This window comes from Paramuribaculum intestinale (assembly GCF_030759015.1).
GTDB classification, from domain to species: domain Bacteria; phylum Bacteroidota; class Bacteroidia; order Bacteroidales; family Muribaculaceae; genus Paramuribaculum; species Paramuribaculum intestinale.
On record NZ_CP098825.1, the window covers coordinates 2,579,293 to 2,599,640 of the forward strand.

General features: G+C 50.8%; 28 protein-coding genes. 23 read left to right on the forward strand and 5 right to left on the reverse strand.

Features of this window, described 5'->3' with window-relative positions; all coding sequences use genetic code 11:
- Positions 1–112: 112 nt before the first annotated feature.
- From NF347_RS11540 to NF347_RS11645, 22 genes are all read left to right on the forward strand, one after another.
- Positions 113–316 carry a hypothetical protein gene (locus NF347_RS11540; protein ID WP_240604983.1) on the forward strand — a complete coding sequence of 68 codons (204 nt, stop codon included), beginning with the start codon at positions 113–115 and terminating at the stop codon, positions 314–316.
- Positions 317–340: 24 nt separating this feature from the next.
- Complete coding sequence (locus NF347_RS11545; protein WP_306254249.1) at positions 341–910, forward strand: hypothetical protein; 570 nt, start codon at positions 341–343, stop codon at positions 908–910.
- A gap of 13 nt (positions 911–923) precedes the next feature.
- Positions 924–1,214: an HU family DNA-binding protein gene (locus tag NF347_RS11550; RefSeq protein WP_161553888.1), complete on the forward strand. Its 291-nt coding sequence runs from the start codon at positions 924–926 to the stop codon at positions 1,212–1,214.
- 3 nt (positions 1,215–1,217) lie between these two features.
- Positions 1,218–2,084: a hypothetical protein gene (locus NF347_RS11555; RefSeq protein WP_107681806.1), complete on the forward strand. Its 867-nt coding sequence runs from the start codon at positions 1,218–1,220 to the stop codon at positions 2,082–2,084.
- Positions 2,085–2,139: 55 nt separating this feature from the next.
- Entirely contained in the window at positions 2,140–2,937 is a 798-nt protein-coding gene (locus NF347_RS11560; RefSeq protein WP_133165538.1) for a DUF6291 domain-containing protein, read from the forward strand.
- Between the two features lie 31 nt (positions 2,938–2,968).
- The gene (locus NF347_RS11565; RefSeq protein WP_107681808.1) at positions 2,969–3,541 is read left to right on the forward strand and encodes an AAA family ATPase; all 573 of its coding nucleotides are present in this window, start codon (positions 2,969–2,971) and stop codon (positions 3,539–3,541) included.
- A 107-nt stretch (positions 3,542–3,648) separates the two neighbouring features.
- A complete protein-coding gene (locus NF347_RS11570) occupies positions 3,649–4,257 on the forward strand; it encodes a DUF4406 domain-containing protein (RefSeq protein ID WP_107681805.1) in 609 nt (202 codons plus the stop codon).
- A gap of 6 nt (positions 4,258–4,263) precedes the next feature.
- Positions 4,264–5,730: a DNA (cytosine-5-)-methyltransferase gene (dcm, locus tag NF347_RS11575; RefSeq protein WP_107681804.1), complete on the forward strand. Its 1,467-nt coding sequence runs from the start codon at positions 4,264–4,266 to the stop codon at positions 5,728–5,730.
- Positions 5,731–5,869: 139 nt separating this feature from the next.
- Complete coding sequence (locus tag NF347_RS11580; RefSeq protein WP_306254250.1) at positions 5,870–6,199, forward strand: hypothetical protein; 330 nt, start codon at positions 5,870–5,872, stop codon at positions 6,197–6,199.
- 21 nt (positions 6,200–6,220) lie between these two features.
- Positions 6,221–6,538, forward strand: a complete 318-nt coding sequence (locus tag NF347_RS11585) for a hypothetical protein (RefSeq protein WP_306254251.1) — start codon at positions 6,221–6,223, stop codon at positions 6,536–6,538.
- 28 nt (positions 6,539–6,566) lie between these two features.
- A complete protein-coding gene (locus NF347_RS11590) occupies positions 6,567–7,010 on the forward strand; it encodes a single-stranded DNA-binding protein (RefSeq protein WP_306254252.1) in 444 nt (147 codons plus the stop codon).
- A gap of 1 nt (position 7,011) precedes the next feature.
- Positions 7,012–7,254 (forward strand): hypothetical protein, encoded by a 243-nt coding sequence (locus tag NF347_RS11595; RefSeq protein ID WP_306254253.1) that lies wholly within the window; start codon positions 7,012–7,014, stop codon positions 7,252–7,254.
- Positions 7,251–7,460: a hypothetical protein gene (locus NF347_RS11600; protein ID WP_306254254.1), complete on the forward strand. Its 210-nt coding sequence runs from the start codon at positions 7,251–7,253 to the stop codon at positions 7,458–7,460. The genes NF347_RS11595 and NF347_RS11600 overlap by 4 nt, the downstream gene beginning before the upstream one ends.
- Positions 7,461–7,482: 22 nt before the next feature.
- A complete protein-coding gene (locus NF347_RS11605) occupies positions 7,483–7,683 on the forward strand; it encodes a hypothetical protein (protein ID WP_306254255.1) in 201 nt (66 codons plus the stop codon).
- A 209-nt stretch (positions 7,684–7,892) separates the two neighbouring features.
- Positions 7,893–8,315: a VRR-NUC domain-containing protein gene (locus NF347_RS11610; protein WP_306254257.1), complete on the forward strand. Its 423-nt coding sequence runs from the start codon at positions 7,893–7,895 to the stop codon at positions 8,313–8,315.
- 97 nt (positions 8,316–8,412) lie between these two features.
- Positions 8,413–8,718: a hypothetical protein gene (locus NF347_RS11615; protein WP_107681747.1), complete on the forward strand. Its 306-nt coding sequence runs from the start codon at positions 8,413–8,415 to the stop codon at positions 8,716–8,718.
- Positions 8,719–8,820: 102 nt separating this feature from the next.
- Positions 8,821–9,573 carry a hypothetical protein gene (locus NF347_RS11620; RefSeq protein WP_107681748.1) on the forward strand — a complete coding sequence of 251 codons (753 nt, stop codon included), beginning with the start codon at positions 8,821–8,823 and terminating at the stop codon, positions 9,571–9,573.
- A gap of 373 nt (positions 9,574–9,946) precedes the next feature.
- Positions 9,947–11,161 carry a DNA modification methylase gene (locus NF347_RS11625; protein WP_306254258.1) on the forward strand — a complete coding sequence of 405 codons (1,215 nt, stop codon included), beginning with the start codon at positions 9,947–9,949 and terminating at the stop codon, positions 11,159–11,161.
- A gap of 316 nt (positions 11,162–11,477) precedes the next feature.
- Positions 11,478–11,921, forward strand: coding sequence for a DUF5681 domain-containing protein (locus NF347_RS11630; RefSeq protein WP_107681751.1), 444 nt, complete (start codon positions 11,478–11,480; stop codon positions 11,919–11,921).
- A 365-nt stretch (positions 11,922–12,286) separates the two neighbouring features.
- Positions 12,287–13,381 (forward strand): phage terminase large subunit, encoded by a 1,095-nt coding sequence (gene terL / locus NF347_RS11635; protein ID WP_240604954.1) that lies wholly within the window; start codon positions 12,287–12,289, stop codon positions 13,379–13,381.
- A 21-nt stretch (positions 13,382–13,402) separates the two neighbouring features.
- A complete protein-coding gene (locus tag NF347_RS11640; RefSeq protein WP_107681753.1) occupies positions 13,403–14,890 on the forward strand; it encodes a phage portal protein in 1,488 nt (495 codons plus the stop codon).
- 166 nt (positions 14,891–15,056) lie between these two features.
- Complete coding sequence (locus NF347_RS11645; RefSeq protein WP_306254259.1) at positions 15,057–17,354, forward strand: hypothetical protein; 2,298 nt, start codon at positions 15,057–15,059, stop codon at positions 17,352–17,354.
- Here the strand turns inward: NF347_RS11645 and NF347_RS11650 are convergent.
- From NF347_RS11650 to NF347_RS11670, 5 genes are all read right to left on the reverse strand, one after another.
- The gene (locus NF347_RS11650; RefSeq protein ID WP_107681939.1) at positions 17,351–17,650 is read right to left on the reverse strand and encodes a hypothetical protein; all 300 of its coding nucleotides are present in this window, start codon (positions 17,648–17,650) and stop codon (positions 17,351–17,353) included. The genes NF347_RS11645 and NF347_RS11650 overlap by 4 nt on opposite strands.
- Positions 17,651–17,658: 8 nt before the next feature.
- Positions 17,659–17,988 carry a hypothetical protein gene (locus tag NF347_RS11655; protein ID WP_133165596.1) on the reverse strand — a complete coding sequence of 110 codons (330 nt, stop codon included), beginning with the start codon at positions 17,986–17,988 and terminating at the stop codon, positions 17,659–17,661.
- Between the two features lie 61 nt (positions 17,989–18,049).
- Positions 18,050–18,274, reverse strand: a complete 225-nt coding sequence (locus tag NF347_RS11660) for a hypothetical protein (RefSeq protein ID WP_107681937.1) — start codon at positions 18,272–18,274, stop codon at positions 18,050–18,052.
- A gap of 183 nt (positions 18,275–18,457) precedes the next feature.
- Positions 18,458–18,703, reverse strand: a complete 246-nt coding sequence (locus NF347_RS11665; RefSeq protein WP_306254260.1) for a hypothetical protein — start codon at positions 18,701–18,703, stop codon at positions 18,458–18,460.
- A gap of 1 nt (position 18,704) precedes the next feature.
- Complete coding sequence (locus NF347_RS11670; protein ID WP_306254261.1) at positions 18,705–19,178, reverse strand: hypothetical protein; 474 nt, start codon at positions 19,176–19,178, stop codon at positions 18,705–18,707.
- Positions 19,179–19,620: 442 nt separating this feature from the next.
- On the opposite strand from NF347_RS11670, the gene NF347_RS11675 reads away from it, so the two are divergent.
- On the forward strand, positions 19,621–20,346 hold the full coding sequence (locus NF347_RS11675; RefSeq protein ID WP_306254262.1) for a hypothetical protein: 726 nt from the start codon (positions 19,621–19,623) through the stop codon (positions 20,344–20,346).
- Positions 20,347–20,348 lie beyond the last annotated feature (2 nt).

Consider the following 20,348-nt stretch of genomic DNA (forward strand, 5'->3'; position numbering starts at 1 on the left):
CAAGGTAGGAAAGGAAAACGCAGTAACAAACCGTACAATCGTGCAGCGGCTTAACATAGCCGGATATACGGTAACAGAACCCCGGATAAGGAAACTTATTAACCATATCCGAATGACCGACCTACTAACGGGCCTTATAGCCACGTCCGGCGGCTACTTCTTAGCGACTTCGGAAGCGGAGTTATTGGACTACGAACAAAGCCTTATAGGACGCGAGGACGCTATAAAACAAGTACGGTTAGCCATAGCCCGGCAACGGCGGATCCTTTACAACGACGCTAACCGACCCGAAGAAAACAAACCCGAAATATTTTAATAACCCATTAACAAACAACCCCAAATGAAGAAAATAGCACTTTTCCGAAAGTACGGCGAATCCGCCGAGTTCGTGGCCCGCTTCGACAGCGTGGAAGAAGCAAGCGACCAAGTGAAGGACATCATCAACGAAGACGAAGACGCTAACGTATTCGACTTCTATACCGAGGAACAGGAGTACACCGACATCCGCGAACGCGTGAAGACCTACGCCGACGCTTGCGAAGTCTTAGGCATAGCCGAAATGGACGAAAAGGCATTTAAGGCCTGCGGCTTCCGTCCCGACGAGATCGCCCGCCGTAAGTTGGAAACCATAACCGAAGCCCTTAACGAAGGTTGGCGGCCGGATTGGAACAATACCAACGAATACAAGTATTTCCCCTGGTTCCGTATTCTTCCCGGAAAGGGCAAGGACGCAGAGGGTAAACCCTGCGGCGCGGCTGCCGGGCTTGCGAGCGCGTCTGCGATCCGCGCGGCTTCGGATCCGGCTGCGTACTCCGGCTCCCGGCTTTGCTTCCACGACAGCGACATCGCCGCCTACGCGGGCGACACGTTCCGCGACCTTTACGCCCAAATCTTAGTAGAAAAATTCTAACCCCATACCCGAAATGACAAAGAAAGAATTAGCCGCCAAAGTTGCGGCAGCTTGCAACGGAACGGAAGCCCACGGCACACCCGCCGCCGTGGTGGAAGAAGTAATTACAGCCACCCTCGGCGTAATTAAGGACGTGGTTTATTGTGGCGGGGAAGTAACCCTCCGGGGCTTCGGTACCTTCGGACACAAGAACCGAAAAGCCAAGACCGCCCGAAACATCAGCACAGGCGAACCCGTCCACGTCCCGGCGCGGAAAGTGGTAAGTTTCAAACCCGCCGCAGACTTCAACGTAGCACAGGACTAAGTTATGGAAGCACAGGAAAGAACCGAAACCCGGAAGGACGAAATACGCTACCGCACCGACGACCAACGCCGGATGGTTGGCAAATTCCTCGCTTCCCGCGTCGTCAAGACGTGGAAGGAAGACTTTGCCGACCAAGACACCGGGGAAATAATAACGGTGGAGCGTAACGACATCCTTTTTGAGAAGGGCAAGTACATAGACGAAGACACCGCGATAAGCATCGCCTTCCACATTCAATGCGGCGATATTGCCGACGTGGAAGTAAGTAACCAACGCCGATTAGCCCAACCCTCAAAGGACTACGTTTTACGCCCCTACAAGGCTACCGCCGTGGTAGGAAACAAGCGTAAGAGTTTCATCTTACAGGCGCAGAGCGCGACCGCCGCTATTGAAGTAGTCACGGACTACATAGAACTTAACTTTACTTCCGCCTTTTCGGTGGATAGCGTCAAGTTAATGCCCGGCTGCATAATTCTAAACGACCGCTTCCGCCGCGCCGTCGAGGAAGTGGAAGGCGGCAACGAAGCCGGAGAGGAAACCCCGGACGGAGAGGAAGCCCGCGAAGATACGAAGTATTACCGCATTGAAGCCGACATAACCGCAGTTCCGACCGAAGGCGACGAAGAAGAACCGCGCCCAAGTAGTTACGACTTCATAGTTAAGACACGCGACATCGACACCGCGAAGGCGGTAATTACAGCGTGGATTAACACCACGATGAAGAAGCGGGCGGAAGAAGAAGGACGGGAAGCCCGCACCTTTGAAATTTCGCTTACTTCGGCTTCGCCCTTCAACTTGAACGCGATTATTCCTTACGCCTTCTGCGTCGCCTATAAGGAGGTGGAGAAGATAAAAGTAACAACCGACTAATAAACCGGGGCGCGTTAGCCATACCCGGAGAACGCGCCCCATTAAAACAACCACTATGAGCCAAGACAGCATAATTATATACCGTGACATACGCGACACGTTGCTCACTTTGCCCCCGGAACTTTGTAAAGAAGTAATGCGGTTGCTATTCGCCTACGCCTTCGACGACCAAGAACCCGACGAAGACGCTGACCCGATAGCGAAAGGGTTCTTTTTGGCGTTTAAGTCCCGGTTTGATATGAATGCGGCAAGATTGGAACGTAACCAAGCAAACGGAAGGAAAGGCGGGGCTCCAAAAGGAAACCAAAACGCACAAAAAAAAACAACCGAAAACGGAAAAGAAACAACCCAAAACAACCCAAAACAACCCAAAACAACCGAAGCCGAAGGAATAACAACCGAAGAAGTTTCAACCGTCGAAGAAAACAACCCAAAACAAAGCATATCTATATCTATATCTAAATCTATATTAACTTCTACTAACGTAGAAGATAAAGAAAAAATAGAAAAAGAAAAAACAACCGAAAAAAAGAAAAAAGAAAAAATAGCCTTCGCGTCGAGCGTACAACTGACACAGGAAGAATATAACGCCTTTGTCGAGCAATACGGAGAAGACACAACCCGCGAATTAACCCAAATTCTTAACGACTACAAAGAAGCCAACGGGAAACGCTATAAAAGCGATGCCGCCGCCATTCGTTCATGGGTAGTCGATAGATATTTACAAAAACAAAAACCAAGCAGTTATGGACAACCAACAATCTCAAGACCCCAAACAGGAACGCGCCCAGTTTCTACAACGGTGGAAAATGCACCTGAGCAAACTCCGCGACGCTTCAAAGGGACGCTTTAAGGTGGATAGGTATATAGACCTAATACCCGAAATGCTTACCGATTGTTATCGCTTCCAAGTGGAGCGGCGCGGGCATACCTTCAACGAGGACACAGCCACCGCCGAACACATACGAAAGGCCGCAGAGTGGCTCGTCGGCAAAAGCGAAAAGCCCGGTTTGTTCCTTTTTGGGAAACCGGGGAACGGAAAAACGACCTTAGCGGACGCGATAAAGCAGCTAATAGACACGCTTTATTATTCCAACTATTCCAACGAAAGGAAGCAAGTACGAAAAATTCCCGCATCCCGATTGGTGGATTTAGCAAGGGATGAAAGGAACGAACTATTAGCAGACCTTAAAGGGACCGAACTGCTATTTATCGACGACGTAGGAACGGAAGCTACAAGCGTAAAGGTTTGGGGTAACGAAGTAAGCCCAATGGTAGAACTTCTTTACCAACGCTACGACCGCCAACTCTTTACCGTGATAACGTCAAATCTTGAAAGTGAAGACGACATAGTAAACAGGTACGGCGACCGCATAAATGACCGCTTCGCCGAAATGTTTGATTATTTACCATTTGACAACCAAAGTTATAGGCATAGGCTAACGCCGTTAAAGTAGGCCAGAGCCACGGAAACGCCCCAAATTTCGCGCTATGCCCTTCGGGTGGGTAGTTGAAGGGCTGACGACAATAAAACGCCATAGAAGCAAAATAAACCCAAAATCGCATGAAGCAAACTAAGATTTACATAAGCGGCCAAATTTCGGGATTAACCCCGGAAGAATACACCGCGAATTTTACCGCAGCCGCCACGCGCCTAACGGCACAGGGCTACGCCGTGATTAACCCCCTTAACAACGGCGTGGATCCGTCCGAACCGTGGAGAGAGCAAATGAAAGCGGATATTCGCTTATTGCTTGACTGCGACGCGATTTATATGCTTGCGAATTGGGAGTTAAGCAACGGGGCGACATTAGAACGGGAGATAGCCAAAGGTTTAGGTTTAACGGTGGAATACGAACGTAGACCGTTGCACCGGGATATTAAACGCGCCATACTTGTAGCGATGGCTGTTCCCTTCAAGTACATAGTGAACGACAGCCGGGGGCGTTGGTACGTCTACGCCCGAATGATATACGCCCACCATTGCAAAAAGCGCGGCGTTTCGACACAGGCCATCGCCGAAGAAACGAAACACGACACTTCTACAATTCACTACCACCTCCGTCGATACGAAAACGAATACAAGTATAACCGAGAGTTCCGCGCCGCCGCCGAAAAAGTGGCTACGCTATTGAGTAATAAATTAACTACGCCTTCGGACGTATCAATATAAGACGAAATGAACAACAACGGAATAAACGTACTTTCCCTTTTTGACGGGATGAGCTGCGGGCAAATAGCGTTAAGGGAAGCCGGAATAAAGGTAAACAAATACTTTGCTTCCGAAATTGACAAATTCGCCATACAGCAGACACAGCACAATTTCCCGGACACGGTGCAGCTCGGCAGCGTGACAGGAGTACACGCCGCCGACCTTCCCCACATAGACCTCCTTATAGGCGGTTCGCCGTGCCAAGGGTTCAGCTTCGCCGGAAAGCAGTTAAATTTTAACGACCCCCGAAGCGTCCTGTTCTTTGAATACGTCCGTATTCTTCGGGAGATACAGGAGTATAACCCCGGCGTTTTATTCCTACTTGAAAACGTCCGTATGCGTAAGGAGTGCGAACAAGTCATTACCGACCAATTAGGATTAGAACCCGTCGTAATAAATTCCGCCTTAGTTTCAGCACAAAACCGCGTCCGCTTGTATTGGACTAACATACGGACACGCGAAGAAGCAAACCTATTCGACACAAAGGTATTTACCGCAATTCCACAGCCGGAAGACCGGGGAATATTCCTACGCGATATTTTGGAAGACGAGGTAGAACCCCGCTACGTCCTTACTTCCCAACGAATAAAGAAACTTATAGAACACCATCAACGGCAAGCCGAAGCCGGTACCGGCTTCGGCTTCCACCCAAGGGCGGAAGACGAAAAAAGCAACACCCTTCGCGTAGGCGGGAGCTGCCACGACGATATAGTATTACTTCAAGGGGAACGCGCCGCCCGTTGCGTGGCTGTTCGTGGGCGTTTCAACCCGGAAACAGGAAGGAACGAGCAAACGCCGGAACTTCGCCCGGACGGTAAGACTAACTGCCTTACAAGCGTGGAGAAGGACAATTTAATTTACATAGAATCCGCGTGTTTGACACCACGCCGAACCGAATACGGCAAGGCTATACGCCGCCAATACGAAGCCGGAGAAGTACAGGAGAGCCGCCACAACATGACGGCGTTAGAGCCGCGAACCGACGGGAAAACCAATACACTAACAACGGTTCAAAAAGATAATCTAATACTTCAACTTCCCCACGGATTTAACGAAGGCGCGGTATTCCGTAGAAAAGCCCCTACGGTTACTTCAAGCCGCTACGAAGCCAACAACATCGTACAAAGCCGCGAGGTAATACAACTTAACCCGGACACCGAGAGCGGCGGAAAGCAGCCATACCAACAAAACCGCGTCTATTCAGCCGACGGCATAACCCCTGCTTTGTGTTCAGCCCACGCCGGACACGCGCCCGCAGTTCTAACACCCGACGCAGTTCTACGCCGTCTTACCCCCACCGAGTGCAGCCGCCTACAAACTATTCCCGATTGGTACGAATGGGTTTGCAGTGATAGCCAGGCATACCGAATGCTCGGTAACGGTTGGACGGTAGACGTAATTAAGCATATTTTCCAATTCACAACAGTTCGGTAATTTTTGAGCAGGCATAGCTGTATCGCACTGATACACAATAGTTTGCATTGATATTGAATTGTTATTGCATCTTATTGATATTCAATTGAATATGCAAATTTTACCGAACTATTGAATTCATAAACACCGAAAATTTACGATGACTAAGACCAAAATAAAACACCACAAACGCACGGACGAACCGCTACTTATTCCACGTTCAACCGCTATGTACCACGGCGAATGTGACGTAGACGAAAACGGCTACCCGACAACCTACGAAGTCGAACTTTGGGAATACCCCGACTTCCTTAAACGTGAAGCGAAATTTAGCCGCCATACCTTCACGGCTAAGACGAAGGCTCAAAAGTTCGTACAGGAACGAATGGAACAAAGGTTAGTAGCCGAAGTAACGGTTTGGCGACTACGCCACACATGGCAACCGTACAAGCCCGTCGAGTATAAAATGATTTACGAATACGAAGTTTAACCCTTAACCCCCCGAAAAGATATGGAGATTAAGACCAAATTAGCCGCGCTTTTGCGCCGTTGGGCCTACGCCCTTCATCCCGAAACGCACGCCACACTTCCGCCGGGCTACCAAGTAGCGAAAGTGGTAAGCCGAGTTAGCCACTTAGTACAGGAAGGCAAAATGCCGCCGGAAGAAGTTGTAAGACTCTACCGGGACTACCTAACCGAAGAAGTCTTAGGGCGAATAAAGGACTTCGGCTATATACGCCACCGCGCCGACATACACCCCGTTCCGGGTGGATTGGTAGACTACGAAGCAAGCCTTTACGTCGGCTTCATACCGAAGAAAACAAAATAACCATAACCCCCAACAAAAACAAGCAACTATGTTAAAAGCGGAATTTGTCGGACACATAGGATCCGACGCGGAAATCAAGAACTTCAACGGGAAACCGTTTATAGCCTTCAACGTGGCTACTTCCGAGCGTTACAAGGACGCACAGGGTACAACCGTAACCCGGACGACGTGGGTAAGTTGTCTTAAACCGGGCGACGGCGCGGTAGTGCAATACCTCAAGAAGGGAACGCAGGTATTCTGCCGGGGCAACCTTACCGCCAAACCGTACACAGGACGGAACGGCGTAGAAGCGGGGCTTAATTGCACCGTTACCGAGTTGGAGCTGCTCGGAAGCCGACAGGACGGGCAGAACCAACAGCAGGCCCAACCCGGACAGCAGTACGGCGCACAAGGCTACGGCGGTGGAGCATACGGAAGCGGCTATCCCGGCGAACCATTCCCAGGCCCCGGCAACGAAAATATGCCCTACTAAGATGAACGGAACCGGTTTAGTAGAGATTAACGGCGAAAGCACGAAAGAACGCGGCTTTTTCTGTATGAAGTTAGTAACCTTCCTTAGTGGCGAAGCGGAACCCGGAACGGAAGCCTACGCGGAACTTTGGGCGCAAAGGTTTGAAGAAGCCAAGTTCGGCGCGTGCCATTACCGCGAAAATTGCCCGATTTACGCCCGGACAGCAAAGAAAGGAATACAACTTAACCTCTTTTCGCAGTTATGACCCCTAAACAATTCTTCGACAAAGTAGTAGAGCTTCGGCAAGCACAACGCGAATACTTCCGTACACGTTTGCCGGACGCTCTACGAAAGTCGAAGGCGATAGAAGCCGAGATAGACAAGGAAATAAAGCGAGTGCAGCAGATAGAAGCGGAGCGGGCGAAAGCCGCCGCCGACCGTCTACAAGGCTCGTTATTTCCCGATAGTTAAGAACCAAGTAAAGACAACAACCATGCAAACGACATTAGGCGAAAATTTCAGTTTCAGCCACGCCACAATCCGGCTCGACAATACCGGGCCAACCTTACGACTTCCCCGAAAGGAGAAGAAGCAGCTCAAGAAAGTAGCCTTAGACACCTACCGACGAATAGCCGCCTTTAACGGTTTACCCACACCGAAGAAAGCCCCGAAGTTCCACTTTAAGCCCGAATAACGATGGCATACGTTACGAGAATTTGCGAGAATTGCGGCCGCCCATTCCAAGCCGATAGCCGGAACGTCGCAAGAGGTTGGGGAAAGTGCTGCAGCAAGTCCTGCGCCGCCGCCCTTCGGGAAAAGGAGAAGGCAGAACCGCAGCCCGAAAGAAAGTACGGCTTCGACGAGTTTATAGGCGAGTGCTACGAACCCGTCCGGCCCGCCGGGATGAAGAAGCCGCGCCTAACCTTCGACGAGTTGGTAGAGAGAGCCAACGCCACCAAGGAGAAGGCGAAGCCCCGGCACATAGAAAGCCACATACAACGGAACTGCTTCTATTGGTTTGGGCTACAATACCCGCACCTTCGCCCGCTATTCTTTGCCGTCCCTAACGGCGGCGGCCGCAATAAACGGGAAGCCGGGATATTGAAGGCGGAAGGCGTTACCGCCGGAGTTGCAGATGCTATCCTCTTGAAGCCTTCGGGCGGCTACGCTTCCCTTTGCGTGGAGTTCAAGACCAAGAAAGGCTCACAACGACAGACGCAGAAGGAATGGCAGAAAGCCGCCGAAGCCAACGGCAACAAGTACGTTATAGTCCGCAGCTTCGACGACTTCAAACGCGAAATAACGGAGTATTTGGGCGCAGTATAGCCGCCTACTTGAAGTTTTAGCGAAGTGTTTTAGGGTTTGTCGTATCAATTTAATACGGCAAACCCTTTAACTTTGCGGCATAATAAACCGCCCGCGTATGACACCCAAACAAGCAATAGAAAAAGCCGCCGCCTTCATTAAGCGGATAGCCTACGACAAGAAACTACACTACGCCGCCGGGCTTCTTATTGCCGGAGTTCTTACCAACTTTATGCCCGTGCTTTTCGCCGTGGGTATAGCCATATTGGTAGGAGTGGCAAAGGAAGTTTACGACCGCGCAACCAAGAAAGGAACGCCGGAACTTGCCGACTTCCTATGGACGACCGCCGGGGCTTTAACGTGGCTTCTTCTTTACTTCGTGGTTGAAGGCATTGTTTGGGCGTGGATAGCGTGGTTAACATAGGCTTCTACGAAATTCCATATAGCTGAAAGCAACGGCGACACTGCCGAAGCGGAAGGGCGCGGCGACCGAAACCGCGCCCTTTTCCATAAACTGACAAAGGAAATGAGCAGACGAAAAAAGACCCAGGCCGACGAAGACGGCTTTAACTTCGACATAGGGGATATAGGTAACTTCGACCTTCCCGACGTAGATACTTCCCTCTTTGACGTTCTAAGCGACGACGAAGGGGAAGAAACACGCTACATAAAGCCGAAGGTTTACACCCGTAAGCCGGACTTCGTTATGTACGACAACGCCGTAAAATTGGCGCGTGATATAGAGATGACCGAGGGAAGCCGCTACGACGTGATAGTTAACGGCTCGTTCATTTTCGGCGACTTCTTAGAAGCCTTCATAGTGAGGAATAACGCCAAGTGTAAGAAATTGACAATTTCCACGCTGTCGATGAACCAAAACAACATAGACAGCCTACACAACCTTATAACCCACGGCTATATAGACGAATTGAACCTAATAATAAGCGCGTACTTCTACAACATGGAGATACGGGCTTTAATACCCTACATTTACCGCCATTTGGATATAGACAACCGTCTACAATTAGCCGTGGCGAACGTCCACACCAAAACGGCGCAGTTTGAAACATTAGGCGGGAAGAAGATAATAGCCCACGGCTCGGCGAACCTACGCAGTTCCGGCAGTATTGAGCAATTCACGATAGAGGAAAGCCCGGAACTTTACGACTTCTACGACGAATTTTTTAGCCGGATATTGGAACGCTACCAAACCATACGGAAGCCTGTATGGGGTAAAGACGCATGGGCGGACTTGATACGGAAAAAGTTTAACGATTAACACCCCACGAAAATGGCAGAAGACAACGGAAGTACAGGAAGCGGCGGCAACGGTTCCGCTATTCAGAGTTCGACGGCAGCGAGTATGCGCGGCGCGTCTATGGCGTATTGGGCTGACCCCTTCGGCGGCGGACACAGCGGCCCGGCGCCCTTCTAACCCTTAACCCCCGGAAACTATGGCAAAGAAGAAAACACAGGAAGGAGCAGCTACCCCCGCCAAGGCCCTCGCGCCGTTGGTGCAAAGCGTCGTATTGAAGTTGTCGGATTTGGAACTGAACAAAGGGCAAATTCCCGGAGTTCCGAAGAACCCGCGAATGATGAAGGACGACGTAAAATTTAGAAAGTTGAAAGCGTCGATACAGGACGACCCCGAAATGTTGGCACTTCGGGAAGTGCTTATTTACCAATACGACGGGCATAACGTCATTATAGGCGGAAATATGCGCTACCGCGCCCTTAAAGAATTGGGCTACACGGAAACAATAGCGAAAGTAATCCCCCCGGAAACAACACCGGAGAAACTACGCGCCATTGTCATAAAGGATAACGTAGCCTTCGGCGATTGGGATTATGACGACTTAGCCAACGAATGGGAAATAGAAGACCTCGACCGTTGGGCTGTGGAACTTCCCGACATTGACACAGGGCAAGCCGAAGAAGAAGCGGAAGAAGACAATTACGACGTAGCCGGAAACCTACCAAGCAAGCCGAAGGCGAAATACGGCGACATCTACCAATTAGGAAACCACCGCCTAATCTGTGGCGACAGCACGAAGCCGGAAGTATTGGATATCCTGATAGGCGAAGGCAAAGTAGACCTATTCTTAACCGACCCGCCCTATAACGTGGATTATTCAAGCAAGAACGAAGCCCTAAACGCCGCCGACAAGGGGAACCGGGTACAAAAGGACATCGCCAACGACAAGATGGGCGACGAAGCCTTTTTAGAGTTCCTTAAAGCCGCCTTCGACAACGCCAACCGCTACCTCAAGAAGGGCGGCGCGTTCTACATTTGGCACGCCGGAACGGAAGGGCTTAACTTCAAATTGGCGGTTAAGTCCGTGGGTTGGGAGTTGAAGCAGATACTTATATGGGTTAAAAACAACATGGTATTAGGGCGACAGGACTACCAATGGAAGCACGAACCCTGCCTATACGGTTGGAAGCCCGGCGCGTCGCACTTCTTCGTAAACCGCCGCGACCTATTGACCGTAACCGAGGACGAAGCCCCGGACATAGACGCAATGACGAAGGACGAGTTAAAAGCCCTTCTTCGTTCGCTATTGGGCGAAGCCACCCCGACCACGACAATACACGAGGATAAGCCGCTACGTTCAGCCGACCACCCTACGATGAAGCCTATAAAACTGATGGGACGCGCCATTAAGAACAGCACACGCCCCGGCGAAGTCGTGTTAGATCTATTCGGCGGAAGCGGAAGCACCCTTATGGCGGCCGAGCAGTTGGGCCGCTCTTGTTATACCGTGGAATTAGACCCCGCCTATATAGACGTGATAATAAAGCGGTGGGAAGAATATACAGGCGACGAAGCGGAACGAATAGGCAACTTCGCCCCAAGTGAAGAATAAAAACGAGTTACGATGGATAATAACACATTTTATTGCACACGCCGATGGCTTAACCCGCCGACAAGTCCAAGCACGGGAAGCGTGGTATGTTTCGACGGGATAACGGAATATTCGGACGGAATAGAACGGAATACATTTATCGAAATTGCGAGCTGCCGGACTAAGGTACGACTACATAAAACCTTTTCGGACGATATAGGCGACTTCATAAATAAACTACGCGACCTTCAAACCGAAATAGGGGCGTTTATTGAACATTTGGAGAAAGAACAAACCTCAAAGCCGAACAGCGACAAAACGACAAAATAACAGCGATATGCCAAACCCCGAAAACATAACCCCGCATCAGTTCAAACCCGGACAGAGTGGCAACCCCAAAGGCCGCCCCAAAAGCCGCGTACCCGAACAGCTTGTAAAGATATTCGGGAGCAAGGCGAAGGCGAAGAAGTTTTACAGCCTTTCCGCCGTGGAGATTAACGAATGGGAAGCCGCTATACTTTCCTTTACCTTCGCCGACCTTCAACTACTTGTAAAGTGGGAGGAAGCCCCGATATACCCCAAAGGATTAGCGCGGGCCATACTTAGCGATATGAAGAACGGCAAGACCACGACGTTAGACAAGCTGCGCGAAAGGCAGTACGGCAAGCCCACGCAGCGAATGGAACTTACAGGAAAGGACGGCGGCGACTTGATACCGGCCCGGACGCTTACGAAGGAAGAAGCCGCCGAATTATTCAAAACCCTAAACGAAAAATACTAATGTCCTTCTGCCGCGACATAGACGTAATAAAGACGTGGATCCGCCAAGGAACGCTAAACTTTACACGCTTCTTTTTCAAAGAAAAGTATAAGCGTAAGTTCGTCGTAGGCAAACATCACGAAAGGATAGCCGAAGCCTTAGACAAGGTATTAAAGGGCGAGATAACCCGGCTTATAATAAACATCGCACCACGCTACGGCAAGACCGAATTAGCGGTTAAGAGCTTCATCGCGGAAGGCTTCGCCATTAACCCGAAGGCGAAGTTTATACACCTCAGTTATTCGGACGACTTAGCCCGCGACAACAGCCGAGGAGTACAGGAAATTTTGCGCGAACCGAGTTATAGGCGATTGTTCCCGGACGCTATGCCTACGAGCGTAAACACCCGCAAATGGTTTACAAAAGCCGGGGGCGGCCTTTACGCCGTTTCATCAGCCGGACAGGTAACAGGCTTCGGCGCGGGTTTGGTGGATAAGGACGAAGACGAGGAATTAGGCGACGAGGTAGCCGCCATTACTTCCGAAGGGGACGAGTTCGGCGGCGCGATAGTCATCGACGACCCTATTAAGCCGGACGACGCACGAAGCGAACAAATACGCGAGAAGGTAAACCAAAAGTTTGAAACCACCATACGAAACCGCGTTAACAGCCGAAAAACGCCGATAATTATAATTATGCAGCGTTTGGACGAAGACGACCTTTGCGGCTACTTGCAGAAGTTGGAGCCGGACGAATGGGTAGTATTGAGCCTTCCCGTTATTGAGATTGACGACGACGGCAAGGAGCGGCCGCTGTGGGAGTTCAAACACACGTTAGCCGAACTTCACGAATTGGAAGAAAAAAGCGGGTGGGTATTTGAAACGCAGTATATGCAGAACCCCCGACCGATAACGGGGCTTATGTACGAACGCGAGTTTAAGACCTACGAAGTATTGCCCGTAACCAAGAAGCACAAAGTAAAAGCCTACGTCGATACCGCCGACACGGGCGAAGACTTCCTTTGCTGTATTGTCTACGTCGAAACGGAAATAGGCAACTTCATTTTAGACGTGTACTATACCCAGGCCGCAATGGAAACGACCGAGCCGGAAACGGCGCGGATCCTTACGAAGTGGGAAGTAGAGGAAGCGATAATAGAGAGCAACAACGGCGGGCGCGGCTTCGCCCGGAAGGTAGAAGAAAACTGCCGGATATTGGGAAACCGCCGTACCGTTGTACGCTGGTTCCACCAAGGCGAAAACAAGGATATACGAATATTCAGCCACTCAAACGAGGTGCAGAACCTTACACACTTCCCGAAGGAGTGGGCGCACTTATGGCCGAAGTTTCACAAGGCTATAACCCAATACAAGAAGCAGGGACGAAACACCCACGACGACGCGCCGGACGCTTTAACGGGAACGGTGGAGAAACGCCCCGACGGGAAGCAAAGTATTTCAAGATTAAAACAAATTTTCTAACCCCATAAACCCCAATAGACTATGTCACCTATTGACGAACTACTAAAAGCGGGCGACTACCCCGCAGCTATAAACGAGTTGAGAAACGGGCGAATTACAACCCTTCCCAATTCGGAGCAGTACGCCGCGCAGTACGACCCTGCAAAGCACGACATCAACGACCCGCGCAAACGCCCGGACAAACTTGTAGTAACAGACAAGGATAGCGAGGAATACGGCCAAGTCAAGAACATCAACGTAAACGCCGAGCTTACCACGGAACAGGGGTTTAGAATTGAACCCGTAGCCCGCATAGCGTTAGCCCTTCAAAAGTTGATAGTGAAACGCGCTGTAGCGTTTACCTTCGGCAACCCGCCCGCCTACGATGCAGACCCGCAGGGCGACGAGGAAAAGGCGGTACTTGCCGCGCTTAAACGTGTATTCCACGAAGTCAAGGAAAGAACCCTTAACCGCCGCGTAGCCCGTAGTATTTTCAATTCTACCGAGGTAGCAGAATATTGGTACCCGGTAGAAACCGAGGAAACGCACGACCTCTACGGCTTCCCGACAAAAACGAAGTTTCGCGTAGCCCTGTTTAGTCCGGCCTTTGGGGATAAACTTTACCCATACTTCGACGACAACCGCGACCTAATAGCCTTTTCCCGTGAGTTCACGAAGAAGGCAGACGACCTGACTACGCGCACATACTTTGAAACCTACACGAAGGACGCGCACTATATATGGACAGCAGAAGGCCCGACCGGGACGGAAGCCAAGAACTGGGAGTTAGTCGAAGGCTACCCCAAGCAGCTAACCATCGGCAAAATCCCCATAGTGTACGGAAGTCAACCCGCCGTAGAGTGGGAAGACGTGCAGAGCCTTATCGACCGTTTGGAAAAGTTACTTTCCAACTTCGCCGACACCAACGACTACCACGCAAGCCCGAAAATCTTTGTAGAAGGCAAAATATTGGGCTTCGCAAGGAAGGGAGAAGCCGGAGCGATAATCGAAGGCGAGGAAGGCGCGAAAGCAACCTACCTATCATGGGCGCAGGCCCCGGAAAGCGTAAGGTTGGAAATAGACACGCTTCTACGAATGATTTACACCATTACCCAAACGCCCGATATTTCCTTTGATAGCGTGAAGGGAATAGGCGCGGTTAGCGGCGTAGCCCTTCAACTTCTATTTATGGACGCACACTTAAAGGTACAGGACAAAATGGAAGTATTCGACGACTATTTAACCCGCCGTGCTAACATAGTGTTAGCCTACCTCGGCGCGGCTAACGTCAAGAACAAAGCCGCCGCCCGTCGTCTTATTGTTTCGCCCCGGATAACGCCGTACATTATTGAGGACGAACAGGCGAAAATAAATATGCTCCAAGGTGCCAACGGCGGCAAGCCGATAGCAAGCCAAAAGACGACTATACGCCGTTTAGGTTGGGCGGAAGACCCGGACGTAGAACAGGCCGAAATACAAACGGAAGAAGACCGGGCCAACGCATGGACGGAAGGCGAACCGACCCTTTAAGCCTACGAACCCGCCTAAAATTCCGTAATACGCTCTATTTATGGAGAATACAAACCAAAAGAAGCCGTTTTAAGCCGCGTATAGGCCGCGTTTCCTTCCGAATGGATAAAGTACCCACCTCGGAAGCGGAACGCGCTTAAACGCGAAATTCCGAAAAAATAACTTTATGCCCGATTATACCGAAAACCGCCTTATAGTCCGACTTCGTGGCTTTGATGCCCGGCACTACGCCAAGACGCGGCAGTACGCCCGCCAAGTGGAACGGCTATATAACACCGCTTGCGACGAGATAGCCCGCGCCGCCGGACGTATAACCATACCCGAAGACGGCGTTTTTAGTTTCGACGACTTCCCGGCTACACGTCGCCAAGCCGAAGGCATACTTTCCCGACTTACGAAGAAGGTAGAAGCCGTTATAACTACCGGGACGCGGACGGAGTGGCAAGCGGCCTGCGACAAAAGCGATGCCTTCTTAGGTTCCATACTTCGCACGTCCCGGCTAACCCCGGAAGAAGCGGAGAAGTACCAAGCCCGTAACCTCGAAGCCTTACAAGCCTTCCAACAGCGTAAAGCCGGAGGTTTGGGGCTTAGTCAGCGCGTATGGAAGTACACGGAAGAATTTAAGACGGCGTTAGAATTGGGTATAGACGTAGCCGTAGGAGAAGGACGTAGCGCACAGCAGCTCTCCCGCGACCTTCGCCAATACCTACAACAGCCGGACAAATTATTTAGGCGCGTCCGCGATAAGGGCGGAAACCTTCGGCTTAGTAAGGCGGCGAAGATGTACCACCCCGGCCAAGGCGTTTACAGGAGTGCAGCCAAGAACGCCGAGCGTTTGGCACGGACGGAAGTAAATATGGCATACAGGGAAGCCGAATACTTACGATGGCAACAATTAGATTTTGTCGTAGGCTTCCGCGTGATGTTGAGCAACAACCACACTACGAAGGACAGCAAGGGGAAGACCGTACCGTTAACCGACATTTGCGACGAGTTGGCGGGCGACTATCCCAAAACTTTCAAGTTCCTCGGTTGGCACCCGCAATGCCGTTGCGTTGTCGTGCCTATTATGTCCGACTACGACGAGTTCAACAAAGAGAGGGCGAACCGATTAAAAGCCATAGTCCGGGGGCAGACCTACAAAAGCCTTCCTTCCCGTCGCACCGTCCGCGATGTTCCGGCGGTGTTCCGTAGCCACATAGAAGCCATAGCCGACCGTTCTAAGAATTGGAAGGCTATGCCGTACTACATACGCGACAACTTCAAGAACGGCGTTATTTCCGGCGGCCTTCTTCCGGCTATTCCGCAGAAGACACAAATGCCAGGCACCACGGCAAAGCCGTCCGAACCCTGTACGGAGTTCGACAGCGAGATAGCCCATTATAAAGCGTGGGCCTATACGTTCGGCTTAGACGTTTCGGGGTTGGATCCATTGAGGACGGCCGGCGACCGCGCCGGACTTCGCGCCGAATTGCAACGCTTACACACGGAACGCATCAATAGGCTACAACAATGGATGGCCGCCCGTAACGAGGTGGAAGACTTCGCAGACAAGGCGGTAGGCTTCCCGGACATAGTGAAGGAAATAGAAGCCGCCCTTAACGCCAACGACGTAAAGACTAACAACTACTACGGCGACTGCATTAGCCGCCTTAAAGCCTTCTTCGCGTCGCTACCCGCCAAGTTAGCAGCCGCAAAAGCCAAGAAGGGCAGCTATTCCGCGAATATGCCCGCCGAGTTGGAAAAGGGTAAGGCATATTTAGGCGACGCCGACCACGAATTTAGTAAGGACTTCTTCGACCTTCTCAAACGGAAGGTTAAGTTAGAGATACACAACAGCACCGGGCGCAGTTACGAAAGTGGCGGCAACTTAGTCGTAGTCTATACGAAAGGACGTAACGAAGTTTCGCCGTGGCACCGCGTATCCGTTATTTACCATGAGTTCGGCCACGCCATAGCCGACCAACGGAATTTATTGTTTGCGAAGGAAGTTACAGACCTCCGCGACGCACAGACCAAGCGGCTACGCACCCGCGAAAAGACGACCTATTACACGACGGAAAGGGTATGGAACTATAAAACGGGGAAGTACGAGGTTCAGAAGGTCAAGCACGAAGTAAACCAAATGCGTATAATAACGCTGTCGGCTAAGATAAAAAACATTTACGAGCGAATACGGACTAAGGACAAAGACGACCCGATATTTAAGCGTTACGGCATTTCAAAGCCGGATGCGTTGGAGCAGTTCGGCGGACTTATGGACACGTTGCGAAGTTTGGTAAACCGCGACGACGTAGGCTGGGGTCATTCCGTTAGTTACTTCAAGAGTTACGGCATGAAACAACACGAATATTTAGCCCACGCCTTTGAAAATGCATTTATAGGAAACCGCGTATTCCAGTTGTTGATGCCAACCGAATACGCGGAAATGGTAGCGTTAGCGAAGTCGTTTAAGACACCCTAACGAATAGGAACGAGGTATAAGCCGCCGTCCATAATAGAACCTACGAGCTTCGCGCCCGTGGGTTCTTTTTCTCCTACGCCGGGATATACAGGAAGAAGCCGGGCTTTACCTTCCAAGCATTGCCGGAGAATAGCCCCGTTCTTTTCGGCGTCCGGTTCGGCATATTCAAGAAGCCGCACGACGTCTATATATTCCGCCGGGGCGTCGGAATTAAGGAAGCCTTCGACAAGGACGTTATCGGGAACGACGGTAACAGGCTGTTTGCCCTTCGTGGTATTGATACGCGGTATTTTCATAGCCTTTGTTATTTGGAGTTAAACGGAGCATAGCCCGAAGGAATAAAACCTATTCCGAAGGTATTGCTTTCGGGGTGGAAGTCGTAGCCGATACAGGCGGCCCCGGCTAAAACGTCCGGCTTCCCGTTCAGTTCCTCGGAAGGAAGCGGCGCACCTTCGACGGGTGGGAATAGTTCAGTAACAACCCGGTCAAGTCTACGTAGTGCATCACGCCGGGCGCGTCCGTGGGAGTTCTTAACGTCGCACAGGGCAATAGTAACGCGCCCTTCATTGGTGGGAGCGTAGCGCGCTACCAAGTCGTCAAGCATAGGCTCGACGGAACGGGAAACTTCCGCCATTGCGTCCCGGAGTACCGGGGAATACGGGAACGGTAGCGGTTGGAAGGCGGGGGCTAAGGGCTTAGGCATTTTGTTTATATTTGGCTTCAATTTCAACTCCTTTAATACGACAGTCCACGACGTCGCCGGAATTAGCAAGGGCGGGCTGTACTTCAACGGCAACCGCTATTTTTACGTCCGTGGCATACGACCCGGCGAAGTTCTTAACGGCTTCCGTTATGTTGTGTTCAAATTCCGCCTTCTTCATAAAGAACGCTTCGGCGGGGGTTAATTGTTTTTCTTCCATTGTGGCAAAGTGTTGTTTATTCGCCACAAAGTTAGCACAATAACGCGGGGCTTCCAAATCAGACCCGACCGCCTGACGGGAATACGATACCCACGGAGTTACAGCCGTAAGCGTATAACGTGGAACGGACGTAACTAATTGTTACCAACCGAAAAAGTCAATAGCAAAAAATACTCAAACGTATTACTTTGGTACGTCGTCCTTCTTCCGGGCTTCTTCAAGTATTCGCGTAGCCCGTTCAAGACCGCCCAATCTTACGCGGGTGCAAGCGACACGCCCGTAGATGTCGGCTAATTCCTTCGCCCGCGCTTCGGCTTCCCGTTGTGCCTTCTTCTTCATACGGCGGGGCTTCGTCAGCAGGGCGACCACAATAAACAGGAACGAGCCGCCAATAAGAACCCCGGCAACCCACAATAAAACGACTTCCATATTAAGGCTGTGTAGCATAGTTAAAGAAAACGTAGAATGTTCGCAAGTCGTCGGAGTAATGCGACAGAACATTTACCTTTTTACCATACCAATTAAAGCCATTGTCATTTTGCGCCCATTCGCCAAAGTCCTCCATTAAGGCCTTTACAACGTCCAATTCTTCGCCGTTCCCAATAAGGAAGTAGACCAATATATTTTTAATCTTGTAGTCCACAACGTCTACATAGATAGCCAATGGAGAATGCCCCCCGATTTTATAACATTCCTTTCCTTTTTCGGTAACTTCACAACGGAAGCCGCCCTTTTCGGCTTTTTCTTCCAATAGGTGCAGCTTACGCAGGTTCTTAGTGATGGAATCGCCTAACACTATTTCCCCAAAGAAGGGGCGAGCGTCGAGGTAGTCAAGCGTTCCGCGCTCCTGTGCCAAACCCAGCACCGGAAACAAAAGGCAGAGCAATAAAAGTAACTTCTTCATAAAATTAGTAACTTTGTAGCCACCGCCCGAAGTAGCCGGGTTATACACACGAAAAAAGCGCGGACTATATAGGTTTGAGTATTTGCGGCATCGCCAAACGCCTTACGAAAACAAACCGTATAGCCGCGCTTCATCGGTATATCGTGGTAAGGATATACGACGCTACGCGCTTAGGTTCATTCTTCGTAATTTGTTAATTTGGCGATTTTCAAATACTAAGAACCTATCGCTTCTTCGATAAGTCGCCGGATTTTTCCCCGGCAACACCGCAAAGTTACTGCAAATAATTCACATTCCGCATATAAAAGGCTAACAAAGTGTACGGCAACCGCCGCCGAGCGGTGGAAGTTTCGGCGAAGTGTTTGCCGTCCCTTATTCAAACTTGTATTAAGGTAATACGCTAACTTTGCGCTATGTTTAAGTAACCCCCACTACAAATTTTATGGACGAATTAACATTAGCAATTTTAGCACTACTGCAGGAAAAATTTGCAGGCGAGCGAAAAGACGGTTTAACGCAGCTTGCGGCCTTCATAGGCTTAAACGCCGCGACCATTGAAGAAGCGACCGAAGTCGTAGGGAATCTTACCGCCGACAAGGTTAGCAAATTCGTTAAGGACTACCGAAGCCGAACCGACGCGGAGATAGCCAAGGCAAACAAGACCCACGAAGAAGGCCTTAGACGTAAGTACGACTTCAAGGAGAAGGAACAGCCCGGCGGCGAACCTCAGCCCGGACAGCAGACACCACCGGCCCCGGCGGGAGCATTGACAGCCGAGCAGATACGCGAAATTATCCGCGAGGAAAACAAGGCAATACGCGAAGGCTACGACAGCCTACGTGCCGAGAAAACCACAGCCACCCGCCGTGAACAATTTGTAGCGAAGTTGGAAGCCGCCAAGATTGAGGGCAAGCAGCGCGAAATGATGCTGCGCAGCTTCGACCGCGTAGCCCCCACCTTCAAGGACGACGACGACTTTAACGGGTACTTAAACGAAGTGCAGGCCGACCTCGACGGCATTGCACAGGAGCAAAGCGACAAAGGACTGCAAGGCCACGATAAGCCCCTCTTTGGAGCCGTGACTAAAGAAGGTATTAGCCAAGGCGTAGCAGACTACATCGCTTCGCAGAGTGACAACAACCCGACCCTTACAGGGAAGGAAATTTAACA